24 protein-coding genes and 1 pseudogene are annotated in these 24,292 nt (G+C 60.8%); 16 read left to right on the forward strand and 9 right to left on the reverse strand.

From position 1 onward, the window contains the following. Nucleotides 1–4: 4 nt before the first annotated feature. The 3 genes and pseudogenes from dut (at nt 5) to argB (ending at nt 3,060) form a co-directional block, all read left to right on the forward strand. Complete coding sequence (gene dut, locus IF690_RS00115; RefSeq protein WP_202698376.1) at nt 5–460, forward strand: dUTP diphosphatase; 456 nt, start codon at nt 5–7, stop codon at nt 458–460. 251 nt (nt 461–711) lie between these two features. Further along, nucleotides 712–2,115 (forward strand): annotated as a pseudogene (locus IF690_RS00120) (phosphomannomutase/phosphoglucomutase); the annotation flags it as partial. Nucleotides 2,116–2,154: 39 nt separating this feature from the next. Then, complete coding sequence (gene argB / locus IF690_RS00125) at nt 2,155–3,060, forward strand: acetylglutamate kinase (RefSeq protein ID WP_007921120.1); 906 nt, start codon at nt 2,155–2,157, stop codon at nt 3,058–3,060. 141 nt (nt 3,061–3,201) lie between these two features. Here the strand turns inward: argB and pyrE are convergent, their stop codons facing one another. Further along, nucleotides 3,202–3,846 carry an orotate phosphoribosyltransferase gene (gene pyrE / locus IF690_RS00130; RefSeq protein WP_025807015.1) on the reverse strand — a complete coding sequence of 215 codons (645 nt, stop codon included), beginning with the start codon at nt 3,844–3,846 and terminating at the stop codon, nt 3,202–3,204. Between the two features lie 81 nt (nt 3,847–3,927). Between pyrE and crc the strand changes: the two genes are divergently transcribed. Next, the gene (gene crc, locus IF690_RS00135) at nt 3,928–4,707 is read left to right on the forward strand and encodes a catabolite repression control protein Crc (protein WP_003176915.1); all 780 of its coding nucleotides are present in this window, start codon (nt 3,928–3,930) and stop codon (nt 4,705–4,707) included. 61 nt (nt 4,708–4,768) lie between these two features. Here crc and IF690_RS00140 read toward each other — a convergent pair whose 3' ends face one another. Both IF690_RS00140 and rph read right to left on the reverse strand, forming a co-directional pair. Then, the gene (locus IF690_RS00140) at nt 4,769–5,137 is read right to left on the reverse strand and encodes a DUF4870 domain-containing protein (protein WP_202698378.1); all 369 of its coding nucleotides are present in this window, start codon (nt 5,135–5,137) and stop codon (nt 4,769–4,771) included. 35 nt (nt 5,138–5,172) lie between these two features. After that, entirely contained in the window at nt 5,173–5,895 is a 723-nt protein-coding gene (gene rph, locus IF690_RS00145; protein ID WP_007921124.1) for a ribonuclease PH, read from the reverse strand. A gap of 270 nt (nt 5,896–6,165) precedes the next feature. Between rph and IF690_RS00150 the strand changes: the two genes are divergently transcribed. The 6 genes from IF690_RS00150 to IF690_RS00175 all read left to right on the forward strand — a co-directional run bounded on the left by IF690_RS00150 (nt 6,166) and on the right by IF690_RS00175 (nt 11,469). Continuing rightward, nucleotides 6,166–7,029, forward strand: coding sequence for a YicC/YloC family endoribonuclease (locus tag IF690_RS00150; protein WP_202698379.1), 864 nt, complete (start codon nt 6,166–6,168; stop codon nt 7,027–7,029). A 12-nt stretch (nt 7,030–7,041) separates the two neighbouring features. Then, nucleotides 7,042–7,662 (forward strand): guanylate kinase, encoded by a 621-nt coding sequence (gene gmk, locus IF690_RS00155; RefSeq protein ID WP_009051568.1) that lies wholly within the window; start codon nt 7,042–7,044, stop codon nt 7,660–7,662. A gap of 167 nt (nt 7,663–7,829) precedes the next feature. Then, the gene (gene rpoZ, locus IF690_RS00160; protein ID WP_007921129.1) at nt 7,830–8,093 is read left to right on the forward strand and encodes a DNA-directed RNA polymerase subunit omega; all 264 of its coding nucleotides are present in this window, start codon (nt 7,830–7,832) and stop codon (nt 8,091–8,093) included. 57 nt (nt 8,094–8,150) lie between these two features. Further along, a complete protein-coding gene (gene spoT, locus IF690_RS00165; RefSeq protein ID WP_123572277.1) occupies nt 8,151–10,256 on the forward strand; it encodes a bifunctional GTP diphosphokinase/guanosine-3',5'-bis pyrophosphate 3'-pyrophosphohydrolase in 2,106 nt (701 codons plus the stop codon). A gap of 36 nt (nt 10,257–10,292) precedes the next feature. Beyond that, nucleotides 10,293–10,673, forward strand: a complete 381-nt coding sequence (gene ridA, locus IF690_RS00170) for a deaminase RidA (RefSeq protein ID WP_007921133.1) — start codon at nt 10,293–10,295, stop codon at nt 10,671–10,673. Nucleotides 10,674–10,728: 55 nt separating this feature from the next. Then, on the forward strand, nt 10,729–11,469 hold the full coding sequence (locus tag IF690_RS00175; protein ID WP_202698380.1) for a putative periplasmic lipoprotein: 741 nt from the start codon (nt 10,729–10,731) through the stop codon (nt 11,467–11,469). Between the two features lie 88 nt (nt 11,470–11,557). Here the strand turns inward: IF690_RS00175 and IF690_RS00180 are convergent, their stop codons facing one another. Then, a complete protein-coding gene (locus IF690_RS00180; RefSeq protein WP_202698381.1) occupies nt 11,558–12,409 on the reverse strand; it encodes an SDR family oxidoreductase in 852 nt (283 codons plus the stop codon). A gap of 187 nt (nt 12,410–12,596) precedes the next feature. Between IF690_RS00180 and exbB the strand changes: the two genes are divergently transcribed. From exbB to IF690_RS00210, 6 genes are all read left to right on the forward strand, one after another. Continuing rightward, the gene (gene exbB, locus IF690_RS00185) at nt 12,597–13,583 is read left to right on the forward strand and encodes a tonB-system energizer ExbB (protein WP_202698382.1); all 987 of its coding nucleotides are present in this window, start codon (nt 12,597–12,599) and stop codon (nt 13,581–13,583) included. Nucleotides 13,584–13,589: 6 nt separating this feature from the next. After that, nucleotides 13,590–14,018 (forward strand): TonB system transport protein ExbD, encoded by a 429-nt coding sequence (exbD, locus tag IF690_RS00190; protein ID WP_007921142.1) that lies wholly within the window; start codon nt 13,590–13,592, stop codon nt 14,016–14,018. Then, nucleotides 14,015–14,761 (forward strand): energy transducer TonB family protein, encoded by a 747-nt coding sequence (locus IF690_RS00195; RefSeq protein WP_023967817.1) that lies wholly within the window; start codon nt 14,015–14,017, stop codon nt 14,759–14,761. Before exbD ends, IF690_RS00195 begins: the two co-directional genes overlap by 4 nt. 169 nt (nt 14,762–14,930) lie before the next feature. Further along, entirely contained in the window at nt 14,931–15,851 is a 921-nt protein-coding gene (locus IF690_RS00200; RefSeq protein ID WP_009051573.1) for a hydrogen peroxide-inducible genes activator, read from the forward strand. Between the two features lie 9 nt (nt 15,852–15,860). Continuing rightward, nucleotides 15,861–17,936, forward strand: coding sequence for an ATP-dependent DNA helicase RecG (gene recG, locus IF690_RS00205; protein WP_202698383.1), 2,076 nt, complete (start codon nt 15,861–15,863; stop codon nt 17,934–17,936). A gap of 78 nt (nt 17,937–18,014) precedes the next feature. Beyond that, the gene (locus IF690_RS00210; RefSeq protein WP_202698384.1) at nt 18,015–19,415 is read left to right on the forward strand and encodes an aminoacyl-tRNA deacylase and HDOD domain-containing protein; all 1,401 of its coding nucleotides are present in this window, start codon (nt 18,015–18,017) and stop codon (nt 19,413–19,415) included. Between the two features lie 76 nt (nt 19,416–19,491). Here the strand turns inward: IF690_RS00210 and IF690_RS00215 are convergent, their stop codons facing one another. The 5 genes from IF690_RS00215 to IF690_RS28950 all read right to left on the reverse strand — a co-directional run bounded on the left by IF690_RS00215 (nt 19,492) and on the right by IF690_RS28950 (nt 24,285). Then, on the reverse strand, nt 19,492–19,875 hold the full coding sequence (locus IF690_RS00215; RefSeq protein ID WP_202698385.1) for a helicase: 384 nt from the start codon (nt 19,873–19,875) through the stop codon (nt 19,492–19,494). A gap of 205 nt (nt 19,876–20,080) precedes the next feature. Then, nucleotides 20,081–20,290 (reverse strand): hypothetical protein, encoded by a 210-nt coding sequence (locus IF690_RS00220; protein WP_202698386.1) that lies wholly within the window; start codon nt 20,288–20,290, stop codon nt 20,081–20,083. A 102-nt stretch (nt 20,291–20,392) separates the two neighbouring features. Next, nucleotides 20,393–21,259, reverse strand: coding sequence for a tetratricopeptide repeat protein (locus tag IF690_RS00225; RefSeq protein ID WP_202701235.1), 867 nt, complete (start codon nt 21,257–21,259; stop codon nt 20,393–20,395). After that, nucleotides 21,246–22,118, reverse strand: a complete 873-nt coding sequence (locus IF690_RS00230; RefSeq protein ID WP_252189523.1) for a tetratricopeptide repeat protein — start codon at nt 22,116–22,118, stop codon at nt 21,246–21,248. Before IF690_RS00230 ends, IF690_RS00225 begins: the two co-directional genes overlap by 14 nt. Next, nucleotides 22,099–24,285 carry a phospholipase D-like domain-containing protein gene (locus IF690_RS28950; protein WP_252189524.1) on the reverse strand — a complete coding sequence of 729 codons (2,187 nt, stop codon included), beginning with the start codon at nt 24,283–24,285 and terminating at the stop codon, nt 22,099–22,101. The genes IF690_RS00230 and IF690_RS28950 overlap by 20 nt, the downstream gene beginning before the upstream one ends. Nucleotides 24,286–24,292: the final 7 nt, after the last annotated feature.

Raw genomic sequence — 24,292 nt, forward strand, 5'->3', positions numbered from 1 at the left:
TCGCATGCACGCTTTACAAGCCAAGATCCTCGACCCACGCATCGGCAACGAATTCCCTCTGCCGCAGTACGCCACGCCAGGCTCCGCCGGCCTCGACCTGCGCGCCATGCTCAAGCAGGACACCCTCCTGGAACCGGGCCAGACCCTGCTGATTCCTACCGGCCTGTCCGTCTACATCGGTGATCCTGGCCTCGCCGCGCTGATCCTGCCGCGCTCCGGCCTGGGTCACAAGCACGGCATTGTCCTGGGCAACCTGGTCGGCCTGATCGACTCCGATTACCAGGGCGAACTCATGGTCTCCTGCTGGAACCGTGGCCATACCGCATTCAACATCGCCGTCGGCGAACGCATTGCCCAGCTGGTGCTGGTACCCGTGGTCCAGGCGCACTTCGAAGTGGTCGAAGCCTTCGACGAAAGCCAGCGCGGCGCGGGCGGTTTCGGTCACTCCGGCAGCCATTGAGCAAAAAATCCGGGCCGCTCCAGCGGCTCGCCTAAGATTGGTGGGCTGGGTTTCAGCACAAAAAACTTAGCAGATTTATTCGCAGACTTGACCACCCGGAATCGCGGCACAAGGTGATCGAAAAGAGCTGACGCTCATCAGATGGCATTTTTGCACCATGAACCCAAGGGCAAAAACGCCGTCATACCCTTCAGTTTGAGCCTTCCGGTCAGTATTCCGGCCTGTCCTGCCCCCTTTTAGACGGAGCACCCCCAGTGATGAGCAATGCAGCCCAAGTCGTACCCAAGTTCCCTGAAAGCATCTTTCGCGCTTACGACATTCGCGGAACCGTTCCGGAAACCCTGAACGCTGAAACCGCCTACTGGATCGGTCGCGCCATTGGCTCCGAGAGCCTGGCCCAGGGCGAACCCAACGTTTGCGTAGGCCGTGACGGTCGCCTGTCCGGCCCTGAGCTGGTAGAGCAGTTGATCCAGGGCCTGCACGACAGTGGTTGCCACGTCAGCGATGTCGGCCTGGTACCGACACCGGCGCTGTATTACGCGGCCAACGTGCTGGCTGGCAAATCCGGAGTGATGCTCACCGGCAGCCACAACCCATCGAACTACAACGGCTTCAAGATCGTCATCGCTGGCGATACCCTGGCCAACGAACAGATCCAGGCCCTGCACGATCGCCTCAAGAGCAACAACCTGAGCAGCGGCCAGGGCAGCATCACCAAGGTCGATATCCTCGATCGCTATGGCAAGGAAATCACCGCCGACGTCAAACTCGCGCGCCGCCTGAAAGTGGTGGTCGACTGCGGCAACGGCGCGGCCGGCGTCATCGCACCTCAGCTGATCGAAGCGCTGAACTGCGAAGTCATCCCGCTGTTCTGCGAAGTGGACGGCAACTTCCCCAACCACCACCCGGACCCGGGCAAGCCCGAGAACCTGGAAGACCTGATCGCCAAGGTCGCAGAGACCAACGCCGACATCGGCCTGGCCTTCGACGGCGACGGCGACCGCGTCGGCGTCGTGACCAACACCGGCAGCATTGTCTTCCCCGATCGCCTGCTGATGCTGTTCGCCAAGGACGTGGTAGCCCGCAACCCGGGCGCGGAGATCATCTTCGACGTCAAGTGCACCCGCCGCCTGATCCCGCTGATCAAGGAATACGGCGGACGCCCACTCATGTGGAAGACCGGCCACTCGCTGATCAAAAAGAAAATGAAGCAGAGCGGCGCGTTGCTGGCCGGTGAAATGAGCGGGCATGTCTTCTTCAAGGAACGCTGGTTCGGTTTCGACGACGGTATCTACAGTGCCGCGCGGCTGCTGGAGATCCTCAGCAAGGAAAAATCCAACGCGGAAGAGCTGTTTGCTACCTTCCCGAACGATATTTCTACGCCGGAAATCAATATCCATGTGACCGAAGAGAGCAAATTCAGCATCATTGATGCGCTGCACGACGCGCAATGGGGCGAAGGCGCCGACCTGACCACCATCGACGGCGTACGAGTCGACTACCCCAAAGGCTGGGGCCTGGTTCGCGCCTCCAACACCACACCGGTGCTGGTACTGCGTTTCGAAGCCGATGACGAAGCCGAACTGCAGCGCATCAAGGATGTGTTCCACACCCAGCTGAAACGTGTTGCACCTGACCTCCAACTACCGTTTTGATTTTCTTCAAGCGCCTTTATTGAAGTGCCGGAGCCCTGAATGACCCTCGAACGCGATGCCGCCGCCAATACCGCCAAGGTCCTGTCCGAAGCGCTGCCTTACATTCGCCGCTATGTCGGCAAGACCCTGGTGATCAAATACGGCGGCAACGCGATGGAAAGCGAGGAGCTGAAGACCGGCTTCGCCCGCGACATCGTGCTGATGAAGGCTGTCGGGATCAACCCGGTAGTGGTGCACGGCGGCGGCCCGCAAATCGGTGACCTGCTCAAGCGCCTGTCCATCGAAAGCCACTTCATCGATGGCATGCGCGTCACCGACGCGGCGACCATGGACGTGGTGGAGATGGTCCTCGGCGGCCAGGTGAACAAGGACATCGTCAACCTGATCAACCGGCATGGCGGCAGCGCCATCGGCCTGACCGGCAAGGACGCGGAGCTGATTCGCGCGAAGAAGCTCACCGTCACCCGCAAGACGCCGGAAATGACCACCCCGGAAATCATCGACATCGGCCACGTCGGCGAAGTGGTCGGCATCAACACCGACCTGCTGAACCTGCTGGTCAAAGGTGATTTCATCCCGGTGATCGCCCCGATCGGCGTCGGCGCCAACGGCGAGTCGTACAACATCAACGCCGACCTGGTGGCCGGCAAGGTGGCCGAGGCGCTGAAAGCCGAGAAGCTGATGCTGCTGACCAACATCGCCGGCCTGATGGACAAGTCGGGCAAGGTCCTGACCGGCCTGACCACCCAACAGGTCGATGCCCTGATCGAAGACGGCACCATCTACGGCGGCATGCTGCCGAAGATTCGTTGCGCACTGGAAGCGGTACAAGGCGGCGTGGGCAGCTCGTTGATCATCGACGGTCGCGTACCCAACGCGATTCTGCTGGAGATCTTCACCGATACCGGTGTCGGCACCCTGATCAGCAATCGCAAGCGTCCTTAAGAAGCACCGCAGTAAAAAAGACCCCGTCCGGCCTGGCCCGACGGGGTCTTTTTCATTGCGCCTTCTGTAGGAGCGAGCTTGCTCGCGATAGCGGTCTGGCCTGACACATCGCTATCGCGGGCAAGCCTCGCCCCTACGGAATCAGACGCCGAATTGCGCGCGGTAGGCTTCCACCGCCGGCAGATGCTGCTTGAGCACCGGATCGTCCGCCAGGAACTGCAAGACCTGGGTCAGGGAAACGATGCTCACCACCGGAATGCCGAAGTCGCGCTCGACTTCCTGGATCGCCGACAACTCACCGTTGCCACGCTCCTGGCGGTTCAGGGCAATCAACACACCCGCCGCCTTGGCGCCTTCCTGGGATTCGATGATCTGCATCACTTCGCGAATCGCCGTGCCCGCGGTGATCACGTCGTCGATGATCAGCACGTCGCCAGTCAATGGCGCGCCGACCAGGCTGCCGCCTTCGCCGTGAGCCTTGGCTTCCTTGCGGTTGAAGCACCATGGCAGATCGCGCTGATGATGCTCGGCCAGGGCCACGGCCGTCGCCGCCGCCAAAGGAATGCCTTTGTATGCCGGGCCAAACAGCACATCGAAAGAAATGCCGCTGTCGACGATTGCCGCGGCATAAAAACGCCCCAGCTGCGCCAGGGCCGAACCGCTGTTGAACAGGCCGGCATTGAAGAAGTAAGGACTGGTACGCCCGGACTTCAGGGTGAACTCACCGAAGCGCAAAACCCCGCGATCGATGGCAAAACGAATGAAATCGCGCTGATACGCCTGCATGAAAAAGCCCCAAATACCACGGATTTAGCTAATTAGGTAGACCTCGGGTATCATACACGCACGTGATTTTTGGGGCCATTTATGCGGATCATCAGTGTGAACGTCAATGGTATTCAGGCTGCAGTGGAGCGAGGTTTGCTCAGTTGGCTGCAAGCACAGAATGCCGACGTCATCTGCCTGCAGGACACCCGCGCCTCCGCCTTTGAACTGGACGATCCAGCCTTCCAACTGGATGGCTACTTCCTTTATGCCTGCGATGCCGAAGTTCCCGCCCAAGGCGGTGTGGCTTTGTATTCGCGGTTGCAACCGAAGGCTGTCATCAGCGGTCTCGGCTTCGAGACGGCCGACCGCTACGGGCGCTACCTGCAAGCCGATTTCGACAAGGTCAGCATCGCGACCTTGCTGCTTCCTTCCGGGCAGAACGGCGATGAAGATTTGAACCAGAAGTTCAAGCTTATGGACGACTTCGCCCGTTACCTGGATAAACAGCGGCGCAAACGTCGCGAGTACATTTATTGTGGCTCGCTGTACGTGGCGCAACAGAAGCTGGATATCAAGAACTGGCGTGACAGCCAGCAATCTCCGGGCTTCCTGGCGCCTGAGCGTGCCTGGATGGACGAGATTGTCGGCAACATGGGGTATGTCGACGCCCTGCGCGAAGTCAGCCGCGAAGGCGATCAATACAGCTGGTGGCCGGACAACGAACAGGCCGAGATGCTCAACCTGGGCTGGCGCTTCGACTATCAGCTGCTGACCCCGGGCCTGCGTCGCTTCGTGCGCAGCGCACGCCTGCCACGCCAGCCGCGCTTCTCGCAGCACGCGCCGCTGATCGTGGACTACGACTGGACGCTGACCATCTAAGCGTCTTTTCGCAGCCACAAAAAAGCCGACATCACTGTCGGCTTTTTTGTGGGTGCTCGGCCTATTTGATCAATCGCCAGGTGAAGGGGTAACGATACGCCACCCCTTCATTGGCCTTGACCCCGGCGATGATGGTCAGCACCAGGGCGCCGATCGCCAGCAGACCGAAAAGCAGGAAACCCACCAGCACCACCATCAGCAGGAAGCAGACCAGCGAGGCAAGGGCCACGGTGATCTGAAAGTTCAGTGCTTCCTTGCCCTGGGCATCGATGAACGGGTCCGTCTCGCGCTTCATCTGCCAGAGGATCAACGGGCCGATCAGGGTGCCGAACGGAATCCAGATGCCCAGCAAGGCCGACAGGTGACAGAACATCGCCCACTGACGCACCTCATGGCTCGGAACAGGTTGCGGAAGCTGGTCGTCGTTCATGCTGCTCTCCTTCCTTGCTGAAAGCTACCGGGCAATCAGTCAGCCAGGGCTGCCTGTTGCAATTCAAAGATCTCGCTCATGCCTTTCTTGGCCAACGCCAGCATGGCGTTCAGCTCTTCCGGCTGGAACGGCGCGCCTTCGGCAGTGCCCTGGACTTCGATGAAGCCGCCAGTGCTGGTCATGACCACGTTCAGGTCGGTCTCGGCCGCCGAGTCTTCCAGGTAATCCAGATCCAGCACCGGCTCGCCCTGGTACATGCCCACGGACACCGCCGCGATCATTTGCTTGATCGGGTCGCCGCCCTTCAGGCCGCCACGCTTCTTGATCACTTTCAGCGCATCCACCAGGGCCACCATGGCACCGGTGATCGACGCGGTACGGGTACCACCATCGGCCTGGATCACATCGCAGTCGACATACAGGGTGACGTCGCCCAGCTTGGTCATATCCAGCGCGGCGCGCAGGGAGCGACCGATCAGACGCTGGATCTCCAGGGTGCGACCGCCTTGCTTGCCACGACTGGCCTCACGCTGGTTACGCTCGCCGGTGGCGCGCGGCAGCATGCCGTATTCGGCGGTCAACCAACCCTGGCCCTGCCCCTTGAGGAAGCGGGGCACACCGTTCTCGACGCTGACCGTGCAAATCACTTTGGTATCACCGAACTCGACCAGTACAGATCCCTCGGCATGCTTGGTGTAGTTGCGGGTGATGCGGATCGAGCGGAGCTGATCGGCAGCGCGACCACTTGGACGTTTCATAGGGAAATACCTGTACGGGGACGGAAAACTGCCGGTCATTATAGAGCCCGCGGCCCCACCTGGGCAGTTCTAAAAAACCCGCCCCGTCGGCGACACCTCTGGAATGGCCCTCCGGTCGCTTCGCAGTGCTTTGTCACACCCGCAGTTTGGGAGCATCCATCGCACTGCGCTACAATCCTGCGCCTTCGCAGCCTGTCGGCTTCAATTCATTCATATCGGGCCCGTGCAACCTTCCAAGGTTGGCGGCGGACCTGTATCGGAGGTACCTCCATGGTGCACAGCATGACCGCCTTCGCCCGGGTAGAACGGGCCGGCACTCAGGGCACCCTGAGTTGGGAGCTGCGCTCGGTCAACAGCCGTTACCTGGAACCGCACCTGCGCTTGCCGGAATCCTTTCGCGACCTGGAAGGCGCGGTCCGCGAGGCGCTACGCCAGGGACTGTCGCGCGGCAAGCTCGAATGCACCTTGCGCTTCACCGAAGAAACCACCGGCAAACCACTGCAGGTCGACCGGGAGCGCGCCGCACAACTGGTGGCGGCAGCCGAATCCGTTGCCAGCCTGATCAAACAGCCGGCGGCGCTGAACCCACTGGAAGTGCTGGCCTGGCCCGGGGTCCTGGTGGCCGATGCCAGTGACCCGCAGGCGCTGAACATCGAAGCCCTGAGCCTGTTCAACCAGGGACTGAAAGAGTTGAAGAGCGGCCGCGAGCGAGAAGGTGCGGAACTGGCCCGGCTGATCAACGAACGCCTGACCTCCATCGAGGAAGACGTCGTGACCCTGCGCGAACTGGTCCCGCAGATGCTCGCGACCCAGCGCCAGAAGGTTCTCGATCGCTTCGCCGACATGCAGGCCGAGCTGGACCCTACCCGCCTGGAACAGGAAATGGTGATGCTCGCCCAGAAGAGCGACGTCGCCGAAGAACTGGACCGCCTGAGCACCCACATCATCGAAGTGCGCCGCGTACTCAAGTCCGGCGGCGCCGCCGGCCGGCGCCTGGACTTCCTGATGCAGGAGCTCAACCGCGAAGCCAACACACTGGGCTCCAAGGCCTTCGACCCGCGCAGCACCCAGGCTGCGGTCAACCTCAAGGTGTTGATCGAGCAGATGCGCGAACAAGTACAGAATATTGAGTAAGGCTACCCAGACATGAACCACAGCACCGGCACCCTCTACATCATTTCCGCCCCCTCGGGCGCGGGCAAGACCAGCCTGGTCAAGGCCCTGATCGACGCCGACCCGTCGATCCGCGTTTCCGTTTCCCACACCACCCGCGCCATGCGCCCGGGTGAAGTGGACGGTGTGAACTACCACTTCGTCTCGCGCGAAGCATTCGTGAAAATGGGCGAGCACGGCGACTTCCTCGAGCGCGCCGAAGTCTTCGGCAATCTCTATGGCACTTCCCAAAGCCACTTGCAGCAGACCCTGGATGAAGGTCACGACCTGATCCTGGAGATCGACTGGCAAGGTGCCGAGCAAGTGCGCAAGCTGATGCCCCAGGCTCGTTCGATCTTCATCCTGCCGCCGTCCCAGCAAGCCTTGCGTCAGCGCCTGACCAACCGCGGCCAGGACAGCGACGAGATCATCGAAGGTCGGATGCGCGAAGCCGTCAGCGAGATGAGCCACTACGTCGACTACGACTACCTGATCATCAACGACGATTTCGCCCATGCGCTGGACGACCTGAAGGCGATTTTCCGCACCAACCAGCTGCACCAAAAGCATCAGCAACAGCGTTTCGGCAAATTGCTCGCCGAATTGCTGGGCTGAATAGCACTTCCCAAAACCGCTGCAAGGGCTTTACATTGGCGCTTGTAGCGCGTCGGAAGGCTTGGTTAAAAAATCAGCGCTTCCCTAATCGCTGGTGATTTTTTAAACTGTTGAGTCCGCTCGCCCATCCGGGCAGCGCGCATATTGCATTTGCTACGAGGAAGACCATGGCCCGCGTAACCGTTGAAGACTGTCTAGAACACGTGGATAACCGCTTTGAGCTGGTCATGCTCTCTACCAAGCGTGCCCGTCAACTGGCAACCGGCGGCAAAGAGCCGAAAGTAGCATGGGAAAACGACAAGCCTACCGTCGTCGCCCTGCGTGAAATCGCTGAAGGCCTGATCGACTACGCAGCTATCGCCGAAGCCGAAATCGTTGAAGATGAACCGCTTTTTGCTGCTTTCGAGGACGAGTCCAACGAGGCCGTCTAAGCCTATGCCTGGTCGACGTAGCACGGCGCGGGATCACAGCTTACGGCAGGAGTCATCATGCCGAGCATAGACGCCCTCGCCGATCGCTTATCGACCTATCTCGGCACGGACCAGGTCAATCTGGTCCGCCGAGCGTATTTCTACGCCGAACAAGCCCATGACGGTCAGCGCCGTCGCAGCGGCGAGGCGTACGTCACGCACCCATTAGCGGTCGCAAACATTCTCGCCGACATGCATATGGACCATCAGAGCCTGATGGCGGCCATGCTGCATGATGTGATCGAAGACACCGGTATCGCCAAAGAGGCGCTGCAAGCGCAGTTCGGTGAAACCGTGGCCGAACTGGTCGACGGGGTCAGCAAACTGACCCAGATGAACTTCGAGACCAAGGCCGAAGCCCAAGCGGAAAACTTCCAGAAGATGGCCATGGCCATGGCGCGCGACATTCGCGTGATCCTGGTCAAGCTGGCCGACCGCCTGCACAACATGCGCACCCTGGAAGTGCTGTCCGGTGAAAAACGCCGGCGGATCGCCAAGGAAACCCTGGAGATCTACGCGCCCATCGCCAACCGCCTGGGCATGCACAGCATCCGCATCGAATTCGAAGACCTCGGCTTCAAGGCCATGCACCCGATGCGTTCCGCGCGGATCTACCAGGCGGTCAAGCGCGCCCGGGGCAACCGCAAGGAAATCGTCAACAAGATCGAAGAGTCCCTGAGCCACTGCCTGGCCATCGACGGCATCCAGGGCGAGGTCAGCGGCCGCCAGAAGCACTTGTATGGCATCTATAAAAAGATGCGCGGCAAACGCCGGGCCTTCAACGAGATCATGGACGTCTATGCGTTCCGGATCATCGTCGACAAGGTCGATACCTGCTACCGCGTGCTCGGCGCCGTACACAACCTGTACAAGCCGTTGCCAGGTCGCTTCAAGGATTACATCGCGATTCCCAAGGCCAACGGCTACCAGTCGCTGCATACCACGCTGTTCGGCATGCATGGTGTTCCGATCGAGATCCAGATCCGCACCCGCGAAATGGAAGAGATGGCCAACAACGGCATCGCCGCCCACTGGCTGTACAAATCCAGCGGTGACGAGCAGCCAAAGGGCACCCATGCCCGGGCTCGTCAGTGGGTCAAGGGCGTGCTGGAGATGCAGCAACGCGCCGGCAACTCCCTGGAGTTCATCGAGAGCGTGAAGATCGACCTGTTCCCGGACGAGGTCTACGTGTTCACGCCGAAGGGCCGGATCATGGAGCTGCCCAAAGGCTCCACCGCAGTGGACTTCGCCTACGCGGTGCACACCGACGTCGGCAACAGCTGCATCGCCTGCCGTATCAATCGCCGCCTGGCGCCGCTGTCCGAACCGCTGCAAAGCGGCTCCACCGTGGAAATCGTCAGCGCCCCGGGCGCACGCCCCAACCCGGCCTGGCTCAACTTCGTGGTCACCGGCAAGGCTCGCACCCACATTCGCCACGCGCTGAAACTGCAACGCCGTTCCGAATCCATCAGCCTGGGCGAGCGCCTGTTGAACAAGGTGCTCAACGGTTTCGACAGTTCGCTGGAGAAGATCCCCGCCGAACGCGTGCAAGCGATGCTCACCGAGTACCGCCTGGAGCTGATCGAAGACCTGCTGGAAGACATCGGCCTGGGCAACCGCATGGCCTATGTGGTCGCCCGCCGCCTGCTCGGCGAAGGCGAACAGCTGCCAAGCCCGGAAGGTCCGCTGGCCATTCGCGGCACCGAAGGCCTGGTCCTGAGCTACGCCAAGTGCTGCACGCCGATCCCGGGCGACCCGATTGTCGGCCACCTGTCCGCGGGCAAAGGGATGGTGGTGCACCTGGACAACTGCCGCAATATCAGTGAAATCCGCCACAACCCGGAAAAATGCATCCAGCTTTCGTGGGCCAAGGATGTCACCGGCGAGTTCAACGTCGAGTTGCGCGTCGAACTGGAACACCAGCGTGGCCTGATCGCCCTGCTGGCCAGCAGCGTCAACGCGGCCGACGGCAATATCGAGAAAATCAGCATGGACGAACGGGATGGTCGCATCAGCGTGGTCCAACTGGTGGTCAGCGTGCACGACCGTGTGCACCTGGCCCGCGTGATCAAGAAACTGCGCGCCCTGACCGGGGTCATTCGCATCACTCGCATGCGTGCATAGCTCGCTATATAGCCCGCCCATTACAAGGAGTCATTCATGACCAAGACCGTTATCACCAGCGACAAGGCACCCGCCGCGATCGGCACCTATTCCCAGGCGATCAAGGCAGGCAACACTGTCTACATGTCCGGCCAGATCCCGCTCGATCCAAAGACCATGGAACTGGTGGAAGGCTTCGAAGCCCAGACCGTCCAGGTATTCGAGAACCTCAAGTCCGTGGCCGAGGCCGCCGGTGGTTCGTTCAAGGACATCGTCAAGCTCAACATCTTCCTCACCGACCTGAGCCACTTCGCCAAGGTCAACGAGATCATGGGCAAGTACTTCCAGCAGCCTTACCCTGCCCGCGCCGCCATCGGCGTTGCCGCCCTGCCAAAAGGCGCGCAGGTTGAAATGGATGCCATCCTGGTCATCGAGTAACACGTCCGGCACGGCCACCCGGGCCGCGCCGTCTTCGTTCTGAAAGGATTTCCTCATGCGCAAAGCGCTAGCCCTCTCGTTGTGCGCCCTGTTCCTTGGCGGCTGCGCCAGCGATCCCGCCGACCGTGACATCAGTGGCACTTGGATCAACCAAGTCGCCATCGACGCCGCCGCCAAAGGCGGACCGCTGCGCGAAGCCCTGCAAGGCTACGGCCCGAACCTGGAATGGGACGTCAACACCAAGGCCAGCCAGGCGCGCTACACCAATGGCTTCGAAAACGTCGAAGGCAAGGTGCTGGCTGAAGAGTCCGGCGCCTGGAAAATCGATTTCTACGGCAGCTCCGCCAGCGAATTGAAACGCGACGGCAAACAGCTGCTGCAAGAAGCCAACGACAACGAGCCGGAACAGGTCTTCGATCGTCCCAAGGACCCGGCCCCGGAAGGCGCGCCTCTGGGCGCCAACTTCGAGCGCGCGTTGTACTCGGCCTACCTGGGCGGCGAATGGAAAATCGTCAACGGCCCGGGCGAAGGCGGCACCGTGTTGTTCCAGTCCAACGGCCAGGTCATGGGCCTGCCAGGTGCCGATCGCTATGCACTCTGCCTCGCCGGCGACTGCGCGTCGATGAGCGGCGGCTACGACAACCTGTGGCTGCAGCTCAACGGCCAGGGCAACCCGTGGATCTTTGCCCGCGACGGCAAGAAACTGGAAATCTTCCAGCCTATCAACACTGCCCAGGCGGACGAGGTACCGTCCCTCACCCCGGGTAAGCGCCAGTGGCTACTGGAAAAACAGTGATCCCCGCCTCCCTGCAGGAGCGAGCTTGCTCGCGATCAGCGCTGTCTCAGGTCAGACCGCTATCGCGAGCAAGCTCGCTCCTGCAGTTTCAGCCTCCGATAATCTCCGCATAACCCTCGCGAAAACTCGGATAACGCGGCTCCCAACCCAGGGCCTTGGCCCGGGCATTGCTGCAGCGCTTGCTGCCAGAGCGTCGCACACTCGAACTCTCTGCCCACTCGGTCACGCCCAGGTACTCGCGCAGCCAGCCCACCACGTCCGCCAACGGCACCGGTGCGTCGTCGACCCCGATGTAGCAGTCCTCAAGCGCCACGCCACGCCGATCGGCCTGCAGCAGGAAGGCCAGCAACCCCGCGGCATCGTCGGCATGGATGCGGTTGCCATACAACGGCGGATCGATGGCCACGCGATACCCCTGGCGCACCTGGTTCAACAGCCATTCCCGCCCCGGGCCGTAAATCCCGGTCAGGCGCACCAGGCTGGCGGGCATGCCGCTCTGCAAAGCCACTTGCTCGGCCTCGAGCATCAGCCGGCCGGAATAGCTGTCAGCCTGCGCCGGCGAAGTCTCGTCGATCCACTCGCCGTCTTTCTGCCCATAGACGCTGCTGCTGGAAACGAACAACAGGCGCTTCGGCGCCTGCCCGCTCTGCTTGAGCCAGCCCAGGACATGGGTCAGCCCCTCGACATAGGCCGCGCGATAGCCCGCCTCGTCATGCTCGGTGGCGGCCGCGCTGTACACCAGGTAATCCAGCGGTGTGGCGGGCCAGGCTGCCGGGCACTGCTCACTGAAAAGATCGCCCGCCACGCCGATCACACCCTCCGGCAATTGCGAAACCGTGCGCCGCAAGCCGTAGACCCGCCAGTTTTCAGCCAGCAGTTGCTTCGCCAGACGACTGCCGATATCACCGCAACCAGCGATCAGAACAGAAGGGGCGGACATCAGAAAACTCCTATCAGAAAGGCACAGACTAGCGTCGGCAATGAACGAGCGGCTAGCAATCAAAGAAAAAAAGATACTCTATTACTTCTGTTAACAAGAATTAGTTGCAATAATGACGGCCCATTTGTTCTCGGCCCTGCGAGGCCTAGAAGGACACTTACCCTTTTTCCTCTCAGGTCCGGCCAGCATGACACGCAATCCATTCTCCGCTTCGCCAACCCAACGCCCAAGCCCGCTACGCGCCATGAGCGCGGCCGCAGCGTTGCTGCTCAGCCTGCTGCTGGCACCGACCGCGGCTTTCGCCGATGAACAGGCCCCGACTGGCGCCTCGACACCTGCGGCAGCCCACGCGCCGGCCGATGCCGCGGCGGCGGTAGCCACCCCGGTCGCAGCAGCGCCGGTGCCTGCCGACGGCGAGCCGGCCGGCGATGCGCCTGAAGCCCTCGAAGCGGACAACAGCCTGGGCATGGCCCACGACCTGTCCCCTTGGGGCATGTACCAGAACGCCGACATCATCGTGAAGCTGGTGATGATCGGCCTGGCCATCGCCTCGATCATCACCTGGACCATCTGGATCGCCAAAGGCTTCGAGTTGATGGGCGCCAAGCGTCGCCTGCGCGGTGAGATCCTCGCCCTGAAAAAGGCCACCACCCTCAAGGAAGCCAGCGTCACCGCCGCCAAAGAAGGCACCCTGGCCAATCTGCTGGTCCATGACGCCCTGGAAGAAATGCGCCTGTCGGCCAACAGCCGCGAAAAAGAAGGCATCAAGGAACGCGTCAGCTTCCGCCTCGAGCGCCTGGTAGCCGCCTGTGGCCGCAACATGAGCAGCGGCACCGGCGTGCTCGCCACCATCGGTTCCACCGCGCCCTTCGTCGGCCTGTTCGGTACGGTGTGGGGCATCATGAACAGCTTCATCGGCATCGCCAAAACCCAGACCACCAACCTCGCCGTCGTCGCTCCCGGCATCGCCGAAGCCCTGCTGGCCACCGCCCTGGGCCTGGTCGCGGCCATTCCGGCGGTGGTCATCTACAACGTCTTCGCCCGCTCCATCGCCGGCTACAAGGCCCAGGTCTCCGACGCTTCCGCGCAAGTCCTGCTGCTGGTCAGCCGTGATCTCGATCACCTGCCGACCGCCGAGCGCTCTGCGCAACCTCATGTGGCCAAAGTAGGGTAATCCGCCATGGGCCTGCATTTGAAAGAAGGCGCGGAAGACGATCTCGCCGAAAACCACGAAATCAACGTCACGCCGTTCATCGACGTGATGCTGGTGCTGCTGATCATCTTCATGGTCGCGGCGCCGCTGGCCACCGTGGACATCAAGGTCGATCTCCCGGCCTCGACGGCCAAACCGGCGCCACGCCCCGAGAAACCGGTGTTTCTCAGCGTCAAGGCCGACCAACGCCTGTACCTTGGCGACGACGAAGTGAAGGCCGAAGCCCTCGGCGCCACCCTCGACGCCAAGACCCAGGGCAAAAAAGACACGACGATCTTCTTCCAGGCCGACAAAGGCGTGGATTACGGCGACCTGATGAGCGTGATGGATGCCCTGCGGGCCGCCGGATACCTGAAGGTCGGCCTGGTCGGACTTGAGACGGCTACCAAGAAATGATCACGACGCGCCAAAAACTGACGCGTTACAGCGCTAGCCTGGCCATCGTCCTGGGGGTCCATGCGGTCGCGATCCTGCTCGCGCTCAACTGGAGTTCCCCCACGCCGGTCGAGCTGCCACCCCAGGCGATGATGGTCGAGTTGGCGCCGCTGCCGGCACCGCCTCCTCCCGCACCGCCCAAGGTCGTGACGCCACCGCAGCCGCCGGCTCCGGTCGAAGAATTACCGTTGCCGAAACTCGCGCAAGCGCCGAAGCCGACGATTTCCGTGCCCAAGCCGGTCAAACCCAAGCCCAAGCCACAACCGCCCAAGCCGGTGGAGAAAAAGCCGGAACCGCCGAAGGAAAAGCCCAGCGAAGAGAAGCCCAGCGACGCTCCGCCGACGCCCACCGCGGCACCGTCCTCGGCACCTGCTCCGGGCCCCTCGCCGGCCCAGATCGCCGCCAAGGAAAGCTGGCAAGGCACGCTGCTGGCGCACCTGGCCAAGTACAAGAAGTACCCGCCGGGTGCTCAGGCACGCGGCAAGGAAGGCCTGAACCGGCTGCGCTTCGTGGTCGACGCCCAAGGCAACGTGCTGTCCTATGAGCTGGTGGGACGCTCGGGCAACGCCGATCTGGACCGGGCCACCCTGGAAATGATCCGCCGCGCCCAGCCGCTGCCCAAGCCACCGGCGGACATGCTCAACAACGGCTCGATCGAGATCGTCGCGCCCTTCGTTTACTCCCTGGAGAAACGTCGCCGCTGAGCATGGCGCACAGGCTATCCCCAGCAAAAAGGCACCCCAAGGTGCCTTTTTTGCTTTTCTGGGCAGACCTGCATGCATTGCCCGGTGTCACAGCGAGCATTGAGTCTGATAACGTGCGTCTATCGATTGCAGCCGGTATGCTTGGCCCGCAACCTCATGGACGTCCGCTATGACTCTGACTGAATTACGCTACATCGTTACCCTCGCCCAAGAGCAGCACTTCGGCCACGCGGCCGAGCGTTGCCATGTCAGCCAGCCGACCCTGTCGGTCGGCGTGAAGAAGCTTGAAGACGAACTCGGTGTGCTGATTTTCGAGCGCAGCAAGAGTGCGGTACGTCTGACACCGGTCGGCGAAGGCATTGTCGCCCAGGCGCAAAAGGTCCTCGAACAGGCCCAGGGCATTCGCGAACTGGCCCAGGCCGGCAAGAACCAGCTGACTGCCCCGCTGAAAGTCGGCGCGATCTACACCGTCGGCCCCTACCTGTTCCCGCACCTGATCCCGCAACTGCACCGGGTTGCCCCGCAGATGCCGTTGTACATCGAAGAGAACTTCACCCACGTGCTGCGCGACAAGCTGCGCAACGGCGAACTGGACGCGATCATCATCGCCCTGCCATTCAACGAAGCCGACGTGCTGACCCTGCCGCTGTACGACGAACCCTTCTACGTGCTGATGCCAAGCACCCACCCCTGGACCCAGAAAGAGAGCATCGACGCCAACCTGCTCAACGACAAGAGCCTGTTGCTGCTGGGCGAAGGCCACTGTTTCCGCGACCAGGTACTCGAGGCCTGCCCGACCCTGGCCAAAGGCAACGACGGCGCCAAGCACACCACGGTGGAATCCAGCTCCCTGGAAACCATTCGCCACATGGTCGCTTCCGGCCTTGGCGTCTCGATCCTGCCGCTCTCGGCGGTGGACAGCCATCACTACGCCCCGGGCGTGATCGAAGTGCGGCCGCTGAGCGCGCCCGTGCCATTCCGCACCGTGGCGATCGCCTGGCGCGCCAGCTTCCCGCGGCCGAAAGCCATCGAGATCCTCGCCGACTCGATCCGCCTGTGTTCGGTGGCCAAGCCGCCTGCCGCGAGTTAAACCGTCGCGATGACTGAGCTGTCGAACGTGCCGGTCACGGCACTCAAGGGCGTTGGCGAAGCCATGGCCGAAAAGCTGGCCAAGGTCGGCCTGGAGAACCTGCAGGACGTACTGTTCCACTTGCCCCTGCGTTATCAGGACCGCACGCGCGTGGTGCCGATCGGCGCGCTGCGCCCTGGGCAGGATGCGGTGATCGAAGGCACCGTCAGCGGCGCCGACGTGGTGATGGGCAAGCGCCGCAGCCTGCTGGTACGCCTGCAGGACGGCACCGGCGGGCTCAGCCTGCGCTTCTATCATTTCAGCAACGCGCAGAAGGAAGGCCTCAAGCGCGGCACCCGCGTGCGCTGTTATGGCGAAGCCCGCCCTGGTGCCTCGGGACTGGAAATCTACCACCCGGAATACCGCGCCATCAGCGGCGATGAACCGCCGCCCGTGGACCAGACGCTGACCCCCATCTACCCGCTCACCGAAGGCCTGACCCAGCAACGCCTGCGCATGCTGTGCCAGCAGAGCCTGGCCCTGCTCGGCCCGCGCAGCCTGCCGGACTGGCTGCCGCAAGAGTTGGCGCGGGACTACCAACTGGCGCCGCTGGACGAGGCGATCCGCTACCTGCACCACCCGCCGGCCGACGCCGATGTCGATGAGCTGGCCCTGGGTCACCATTGGGCACAGCATCGCCTGGCGTTCGAGGAACTGCTGACCCATCAGCTGTCCCAGCAGCGCCTGCGCGAAAGCCTGCGCTCGCAACTCGCCCCGGCGCTGCCCAAGGCCACCCGGCTGCCGGCGCAGTACCTGAAGAACCTCGGTTTTCCGCCCACCGGCGCGCAGCAGCGGGTCGGCAACGAGATCGCCTACGACCTCAGCCAGCCCGAGCCGATGCTGCGGCTGATCCAGGGCGACGTGGGGGCCGGCAAGACCGTGGTCGCCGCCCTCGCCGCCCTGCAGGCGCTGGAGGCCGGTTATCAGGTGGCGCTGATGGCGCCGACCGAGATCCTCGCCGAGCAACACTTCATCACCTTCAAGCGCTGGCTCGAGCCGCTGGGGCTGGAAGTCGCCTGGCTGGCCGGCAAGCTCAAGGGCAAGAACCGCACCGCGGCCCTGGAACAGATCGCCGCCGGCGCGCCCATGGTGGTCGGCACCCACGCGCTGTTCCAGGACGAAGTGCAGTTCAAGAACCTGGCGCTGGTGATCATCGACGAACAACACCGCTTCGGCGTGCAGCAGCGCCTGGCCCTGCGCCAGAAAGGCGTGGGCGGACGCCTGTGCCCGCACCAGCTGATCATGACCGCCACACCGATTCCACGGACCCTGGCGATGAGCGCCTACGCCGACCTGGACACCTCTATCCTCGACGAGCTGCCCCCTGGCCGCACGCCGGTGAACACCGTGCTGGTGACCGACTCGCGGCGCGTCGAAGTCATCGAGCGGGTGCGCGCCGCCTGCGCCGAAGGGCGCCAGGCCTATTGGGTGTGCACGCTGATCGAGGAATCCGAGGAGCTGACCTGCCAGGCCGCGGAAACCACTTACGAAGACCTCAGCAGCGCCCTGGGCGAGCTGCGGGTCGGCCTGATCCACGGACGCATGAAGCCGGCGGAAAAGGCCGAGGTCATGGGCCGGTTCAAAGCCGGTGAATTGCAGTTGCTGGTGGCCACTACCGTGATCGAAGTCGGCGTCGATGTGCCCAACGCCAGCCTGATGATCATCGAGAACCCCGAACGCCTGGGCCTGGCCCAGCTGCACCAGCTGCGCGGTCGCGTGGGTCGGGGCAGCGCCGCCAGCCATTGCGTCATGCTCTACCATCCGCCCTTGTCGCAGATCGGCCGCCAGCGCCTGGGCATCATGCGCGAAACCAACGACGGCTTCGTCATTGCCGAAAAGGACCTGGAACTGCGCGGCCCCGGCGAGATGCTCGGCACCCGCCAGACCGGACTGCTGCAATTCAAGGTCGCCGACCTGATGCGCGACGCCGACCTGCTGCCGGCCGTGCGCGATGCCGCCCAGGCCTTGCTGGAGCGTTGGCCGCATCACGTCAGCCCGCTGCTGGAACGCTGGCTGCGCCATGGGCAGCAATACGGCCAAGTGTGAGCAGCGTCTCAGTTATGGGGCGAATGCCCCGATCAAGCTGGTTATACTCCTGAAATTGTTTGAAAACGGATACAGACCATGACAGAAGTTGCCCTCGCCACCGCAGCCCCGCACGCTCCGTCTGTAATCCGGCTGCTGCTCGGCAAGCTGAACATCGGCTTCACGGAAGTCCTCGACCACCCAGGCCTGCCAGCCGCGCGCAAAGTACAGGCGGTCCTGCTGGACGACGCCGTCGGCGCGCTGATGGTGCTGTTCCCGCAGAGCCAGTTGCTGGACCTCAATCGCCTCGCCGAACTGACCGGCCGCCGCCTGACCGCCGTCTCCACGGAACGCCTGGAGCGCATGCTCGGCAAACACAACCTGAGCCTGCTGCCCGGCCTGCCGGCGCTCACCAGCTCGCCCTGCCTGTATGAAGAAAGCCTGCTGCGCGAGCCGCACCTGCTGATCAACTCCGGCGAGCCGGGGCTGCTCCTGGAAATCACCAGCGACGCCTTCAAGAGCATGTTGAGCAAGGCCAGCGCCGGCAACTTCGGCGAAGCCCTGAGCAGCATCCGCCCGAACCTCGACCGCCCGGACGACGACCGCGAGGAAATCACCCAGGCGGTGCAGGCCTTCACCGCCCGGCGCATCCAGCAACGCCTGGAAGCGACCATCGAGATTCCGCCGCTCGCCGAAACCGCGCAGAAGATCATCAAGCTGCGGGTCGACCCCAATGCCACCATCGACGACATCACCGGCGTGGTGGAAACCGACCCGGCCCTGGCTGCGCAAGTGGTGAGCTGGGCGGCCTCGCCCTACTACGCCTCGCCGGGCAAGATCCGCTCGGTGGAAGACGCCATCGTCCGCGTGCTGGGCTTCGACCTGGTGATCAACCTGGCGCTGGGCCTGGCCCTGGGCAAGACCCTGAGCCTGCCCAAGGACCGCCCGCAACACAGCACGCCGTACTGGCAGCAGTCGATCTACACCGCCGCCGTCATCGAAGGCCTGACCCGCGCCATGCCCCGCGCCCAGCGCCCGGAAGCCGGCCTGACCTACCTCGCCGGCCTGCTGCACAACTTCGGCTACCTGCTGCTGGCCCACGTCTTCCCCCCACACTTCTCGCTGATCTGCCGCCACCTGGAGGTCAACCCGCACCTGTGCCACAGCTACGTCGAACAGCACCTGCTGGGCATCAGCCGCGAGCAGATCGGCGCCTGGCTGATGCGCTACTGGGACATGCCGGACGAGCTGTGCACTGCCTTGCGCTTCCAGCACGACCCAAGCTATGACGGCGCCTACGCCGAATACCCGAACCTGGTGTGCCTGGCCGTGCGCCTGCTGCGCAGCCGCGGCATCGGCTCCGGCCCAGTCGAGGACATTCCTGACGCCCTGCTCGAACGCCTCGGCCTGTCCCGCGACAAAGCCGAAGACGTGGTCAGCAAAGTCCTCGAAGCCGAAGTGCTGCTACGCGAACTGGCCTCGCAGTTCAGCCAGCACTGACACCCAGAAAAAAGCCCCGCTCCCGTAGGAGCGAGGCTTGCCCGCGATCATCTTCCGGCTGGTATACAGCCCGCCCTCAAGCCTTCGGCTTGGCCTTCTTCGGCTTCAGGTACTTGGTCAGCCCCTGGAACCAGATCACCAGCGCCGGGTTGCCCTTGATCTGGATCGACTTGTCCTGAATCCCGGTCATAAAGGCCAATTGCTTGTTTTTCGCCTGCATCGTGGCAAAACCGTAGGCCGCGTCTTTAAAGGCAATAGCAAACGCCGGCTCGGGATACAGACCCGACTTGCTGGTAATCCGCTGGTCCTTCACCCGGAAATGCCGCGCCACCTTGCCATCCAGCGTCTGCAGTTGAAACACCAGTTCCTTGTCACCCAACTGCTGCTGGAACGCCGGATTGGTCCGGCTGGCCTTGCCCATCAACAGCCCCATCATCCACAGCAGAAAACGAAATTTCATGCGCACAGCCCCAAAGAAAAAATGAACGGCTGGCGCAGTGTAGCGGCTTCGGAGGGGAACGCCACCGTTATGCAGCGTTAAGTGAAGATGAACGCGTTATTGAAGATTATGACCGCCAAGTCATACTCGTTTACGAGCTGCCGTTATAAGCCGGGCACGGGGAGACCTGCTCATAACCCTGTGAATCCTGAAACCTTATCCAGCCTCATCCACTCCTGGGCCAGGCAATAGCCAGCACTCCAGACAACAGGCTCAAGGCGAGCAGCCATTTGGCAACCAGGAACGCAACGTCGACAGAGTCGGAAATGCCCCCACTGCCGCTTGCCCCACTAGCAATGCCAGCCAACCCGAGCAAAGCGCTGAGTATCGAGATGGCAAGCAGCAAGATTGCCAGTACCGTAAATATCTTATGCATTATGCGGCTCCTTGATCGGGACAGCTCATCAATCCGTTTTGATACTTTGCATAGGCTTGTTGAAGCTATTTTTTCGGGATATTTCTCGTTGTGAGGTTTCCCTTAATAATCGTCATCACGTCCGGTTGGTTTCCAGTTGATGTCTTTGTCGGCGTGATAACCCTGAATTGGGTGTGCAGGAAGTGGGTGCTCTTTGGCTAGATCAGGAAAGCGAAGTTCGGGTTTTTTGTACAGCTGACTGGAAATATTACTGTACAAAAGTGCTATTTTGGCATCTTTTTTATAACCAAAGTCGCCATCCGCAAAAGTGCTTTCAATTACCAATGCTGCCTTCCGCATGCCCAACGCAGTAGCTCGCTGATAATAATACATTGCAACCGGATAATTCTTATCAATATTACTATTGTAAGATGCCAGCTTGTAGGCAGCATCTGCATGATTTTGTTTTTCAGCACATTTAAGAAACTTCAAGCCTAGCTGATCATTGTTTTTTTCGTATACATACAAATATCCAATGTGAGTTAAAGCTTGAGGACTACCTAAATCTGCTGCCTTGATTAAATACTGCATTGCATTCTTATCGGACTGAGTAACCCCTATACCCCGCTGTACCATCACACTCATATCGTAGTAGCCCAACGGAGCCTCAAGTTCGACCATTCGCATATAAAGATCAATAGCCCTATTCGTATCCTTGACTACCCCGTCACCGCGTAAATATAGCTCTGCAAGGTTGTGCATCGCTTTCCAATGGTTCTTCTCTACAGCCTGCTGGTACAGGCTGGCCACTTTACTCCAGTCAGCCGGTCGTTTTTTGCTAAGCACCCGAGCTTGTTTAAACCATTGGTCTGCTTGCTGGTCCAGAGCTGGAGCAGTGTCTTTTTCATGAACACACTTGAAATCGTATGCCATGGAAAAACCACTGCTGCCCAATAGCACAACAGCCAGCAGTGCTTTAATAGTCGTCATCACGTCCGGTCGGCTTCCAGTTGATGTCTTTGTCGGCGTGATAGCCTTGAATAGGATGCGGTGGAAGTGGGTAGTCTTTGGCCAAATTAGGAAGTCGGAGATCAGGATCTTTATATAGCCGACTAGAGATATCACTGTAAGCACTTGCTATTTTTTCATTCTTCGCATAACCAAAGTCACCATCCCTGAAAGTATTTTCAATCAATAAAGAACCTTTTTTCAAACCTAGAGCCGCAGCTTTTTGATAATAGTGCATCGCAACAGGGTAGTTTTTATCTACTACTTTATAGTACGCAGCAAGCTCGTAATTCGCCTCAGCGTCATTCTGATGCGCCGCGCAACGCAGATAGGACTCGCCGAGTTTATCTTTGTTTAATTCATATATATATATATTACCCAATCTAGTCTGCGCTAACGGGCTACCCAAGTCACTCGCCTTGAGCAAAAAGTTCATGGCCTCTCTGTTTGACTGAACTACCCCAACACCTCTCTGAGTCATCACGCTCATATCATAATAACCTAGCGGAACCTGTAGGTTGACCATATGCAAATATAGGTCGATTGCCTTGTTTGTATTTTTGGCTACGCCATCACCGCGGAGGTATAGCTCTGCTAAGTTATGCATTGCTTTCCAATGATCTTTATCTACTGCTTGCTGATAGAGACCAGCAATTTTTACCCAATCAGGAAGTCTCTCTTTACTCATACCCCTTGCCTGCTTGAACCATTGATCGGCCTGCTGATCAAGAGGGGGAGCCGTATTAATTTCATGAACACACTTGAATTCATCAGCCATAGCCGCTGCTCCAAAAAGACAAAAGAACAAAAAAGATAAATATTTAATCAAGGGCTTTTGCATAAGGTGTCACCACATCCCAAAATCTGACCAAATTTCCATCAAGCGGTAAGTTTTTCTTCTGATTTCTCCAGTTATCAGCTACCACTTGTTCCCAATTTTCATAATCAAATGCAACGTTCTCACTTAAGCTGCTTTTACTCGTATTGATTGCTTTCCCCGAATGCATCCCCCACAACCGCTCCCGCCAGGTCCGAGTGGTTTGCGGGCTTGGCATGGCGATATTCAGTTCGGAGTCGGATTTCAGGCTGCGTTCGTTGATGTTGGCGGAGCCCAGGGTGAAGAACAGGTCGTCCACCAGCAGCAGCTTGCTGTGCACATAGATGGACTTGTACTGCGCCATGCCCTGTTCCGGGCCGAGGTGTTCGGTGATATCGCGTTCGGTCTGGCGTTGCTCGCGTGTCTTGGCAGTAGCGGTTTCGCCGCCGTCCTTGCAACTGACCAGGGTCGCGACAATGATTTTCAACCCCTTGGGCGGCAGCATCTCCGGCTCCAGTTCGCGAGCCGCGGCCTGGTTGTAGTGTTTATTGGGGTCCATGGCCAGGAGTTCGTCCGCGCGACTCGGATCGATACCCTGCTCATGCATTTGCGTCTGTACCTTGGCCAGTTCCTGATCGCGTGCCGGCGATTCGTCGCGGGCCTTCAGTTCGCGCTGGCGATAGGCAAGCTGGCGTTGATCGTAGAGCAGGTCGCGGTGGGCCAGGGGCATCAGTTCGCCCTGGCCAAGGGTGTCGAGCATCTCGTAGGTGGAACTGGAGAAGTGCCCACTCTCCGGGTTATTGGTGACCACGAACAGGTGCAGGTCCTGTTGTTTGCCGGCGGCGACGTAGTCGGCGGCAATTTTCTTCAGGCGTTCGGCCAGCGGCTTGTAGCGGAAGTACTGGTTCTCGATATAGGCGTACTGATGCACATTGCCCAGGGCTTTCTCATATACCTCGAGGATGGTTTTTTCCGGGCCTTCTTCCGGTTGAGTCCGGCAAATCTGCGCGGGCTCTCCACCGTCACGGATCAGGCTCAGTGGTTTGACCGACGACCGCTCGTGATTCAGGGTGCCCTTGAAGACCCGACGTATCCAACTGCTGCTCTTGTCCCAGGCATTGCAGAAGTTGTGATTGAGGTCGAACAGCACCGGGCCGAGTACATGCAGTGAGAGGTCTTGCCAGGGACCGAAGCCCAAGTCGCGCTTGCCGGTTTTATCATCGTAGGCATGGGCGGTGGTGTCCCAGTAGTTGCGCTGCAGGTTATGGCCCATCACGAAGCCTTCCGCCTTTTGCGGGTCCATGTAGTCGACCACCAGGGTTTTCTGGTGATGACTGGGAAACAGGCTCAGGGCCAGCATCTGCATGAAAGGCACATCGTGAGACTCGTCCTTGAGCAGTCGCCACAGGATGGCAAGGCGTCCCCAATGCATCCGCAGACCATTCTGATCGTCATAGGTCAACTGTCCTATGAACTCGAAATCCCGCGTACGGAACTCGATGTTACGGGCTTCGCGGCTGTGTACCCAGCGATGCCAGTCGCGGGTCTTGACCTGTTCGTCCGGGTCCTGGACCGTTCCCCCCGAATCGCTGCCCTTGGTGTAGCCGCTGTCCAGGGCATCCAGGCTTTGCTGAATGTCGATCAGACGATTACGCGAGGCGCGCCGACCGGACTCGTCGTTTGCCGAGAGCTTCTCCAGGCGCGCCTGCTCCTCCTGCTGCGCTCGCAGGAGCTTTTGCCGTTTGCCCTCCCGGGCGCCGGTGTCAGCCGGCTTCCCCGCGGTCAGACCAGAGCCTGCGGAGGTCCCACCCTCGCCGCTCCAGCCCTCACCGATAACCGAGTTTTCCCCGAGCTGGGCCAACCGGTTGTTCCAGATCAGTATCCGCACCTCGACGCCCTGGTCAGCCTTCTGCTTGAGCAATTCACCCAGGCTGAGGCTGTCGGCTGAGGCTCGGTTGAGGCGTAGCCCCGGATCGAAACCCCAGCTGATGAGATCGATGCTTTTCGTGGCTTTCTGGATACATTCATAGACCTTGCCGAAGGCCTCCTCGCCACACACCAGCGGCGTCACCACGTTGCCTGCCGGACGCGGTGGGCTGAGTGGATTGTTCTTGTGGGCGAACCAATCCGAGGTCAGGGTTGCGGCGCTTTCTTCAAGCGAGATCGACAGTTTCTGATCGAGGTATGTCATGGAGTGC

It is taken from the genome of Pseudomonas sp. SK3(2021) (genome assembly GCF_016772375.1).
GTDB lineage: Bacteria > Pseudomonadota > Gammaproteobacteria > Pseudomonadales > Pseudomonadaceae > Aquipseudomonas > Aquipseudomonas chlororaphis_I.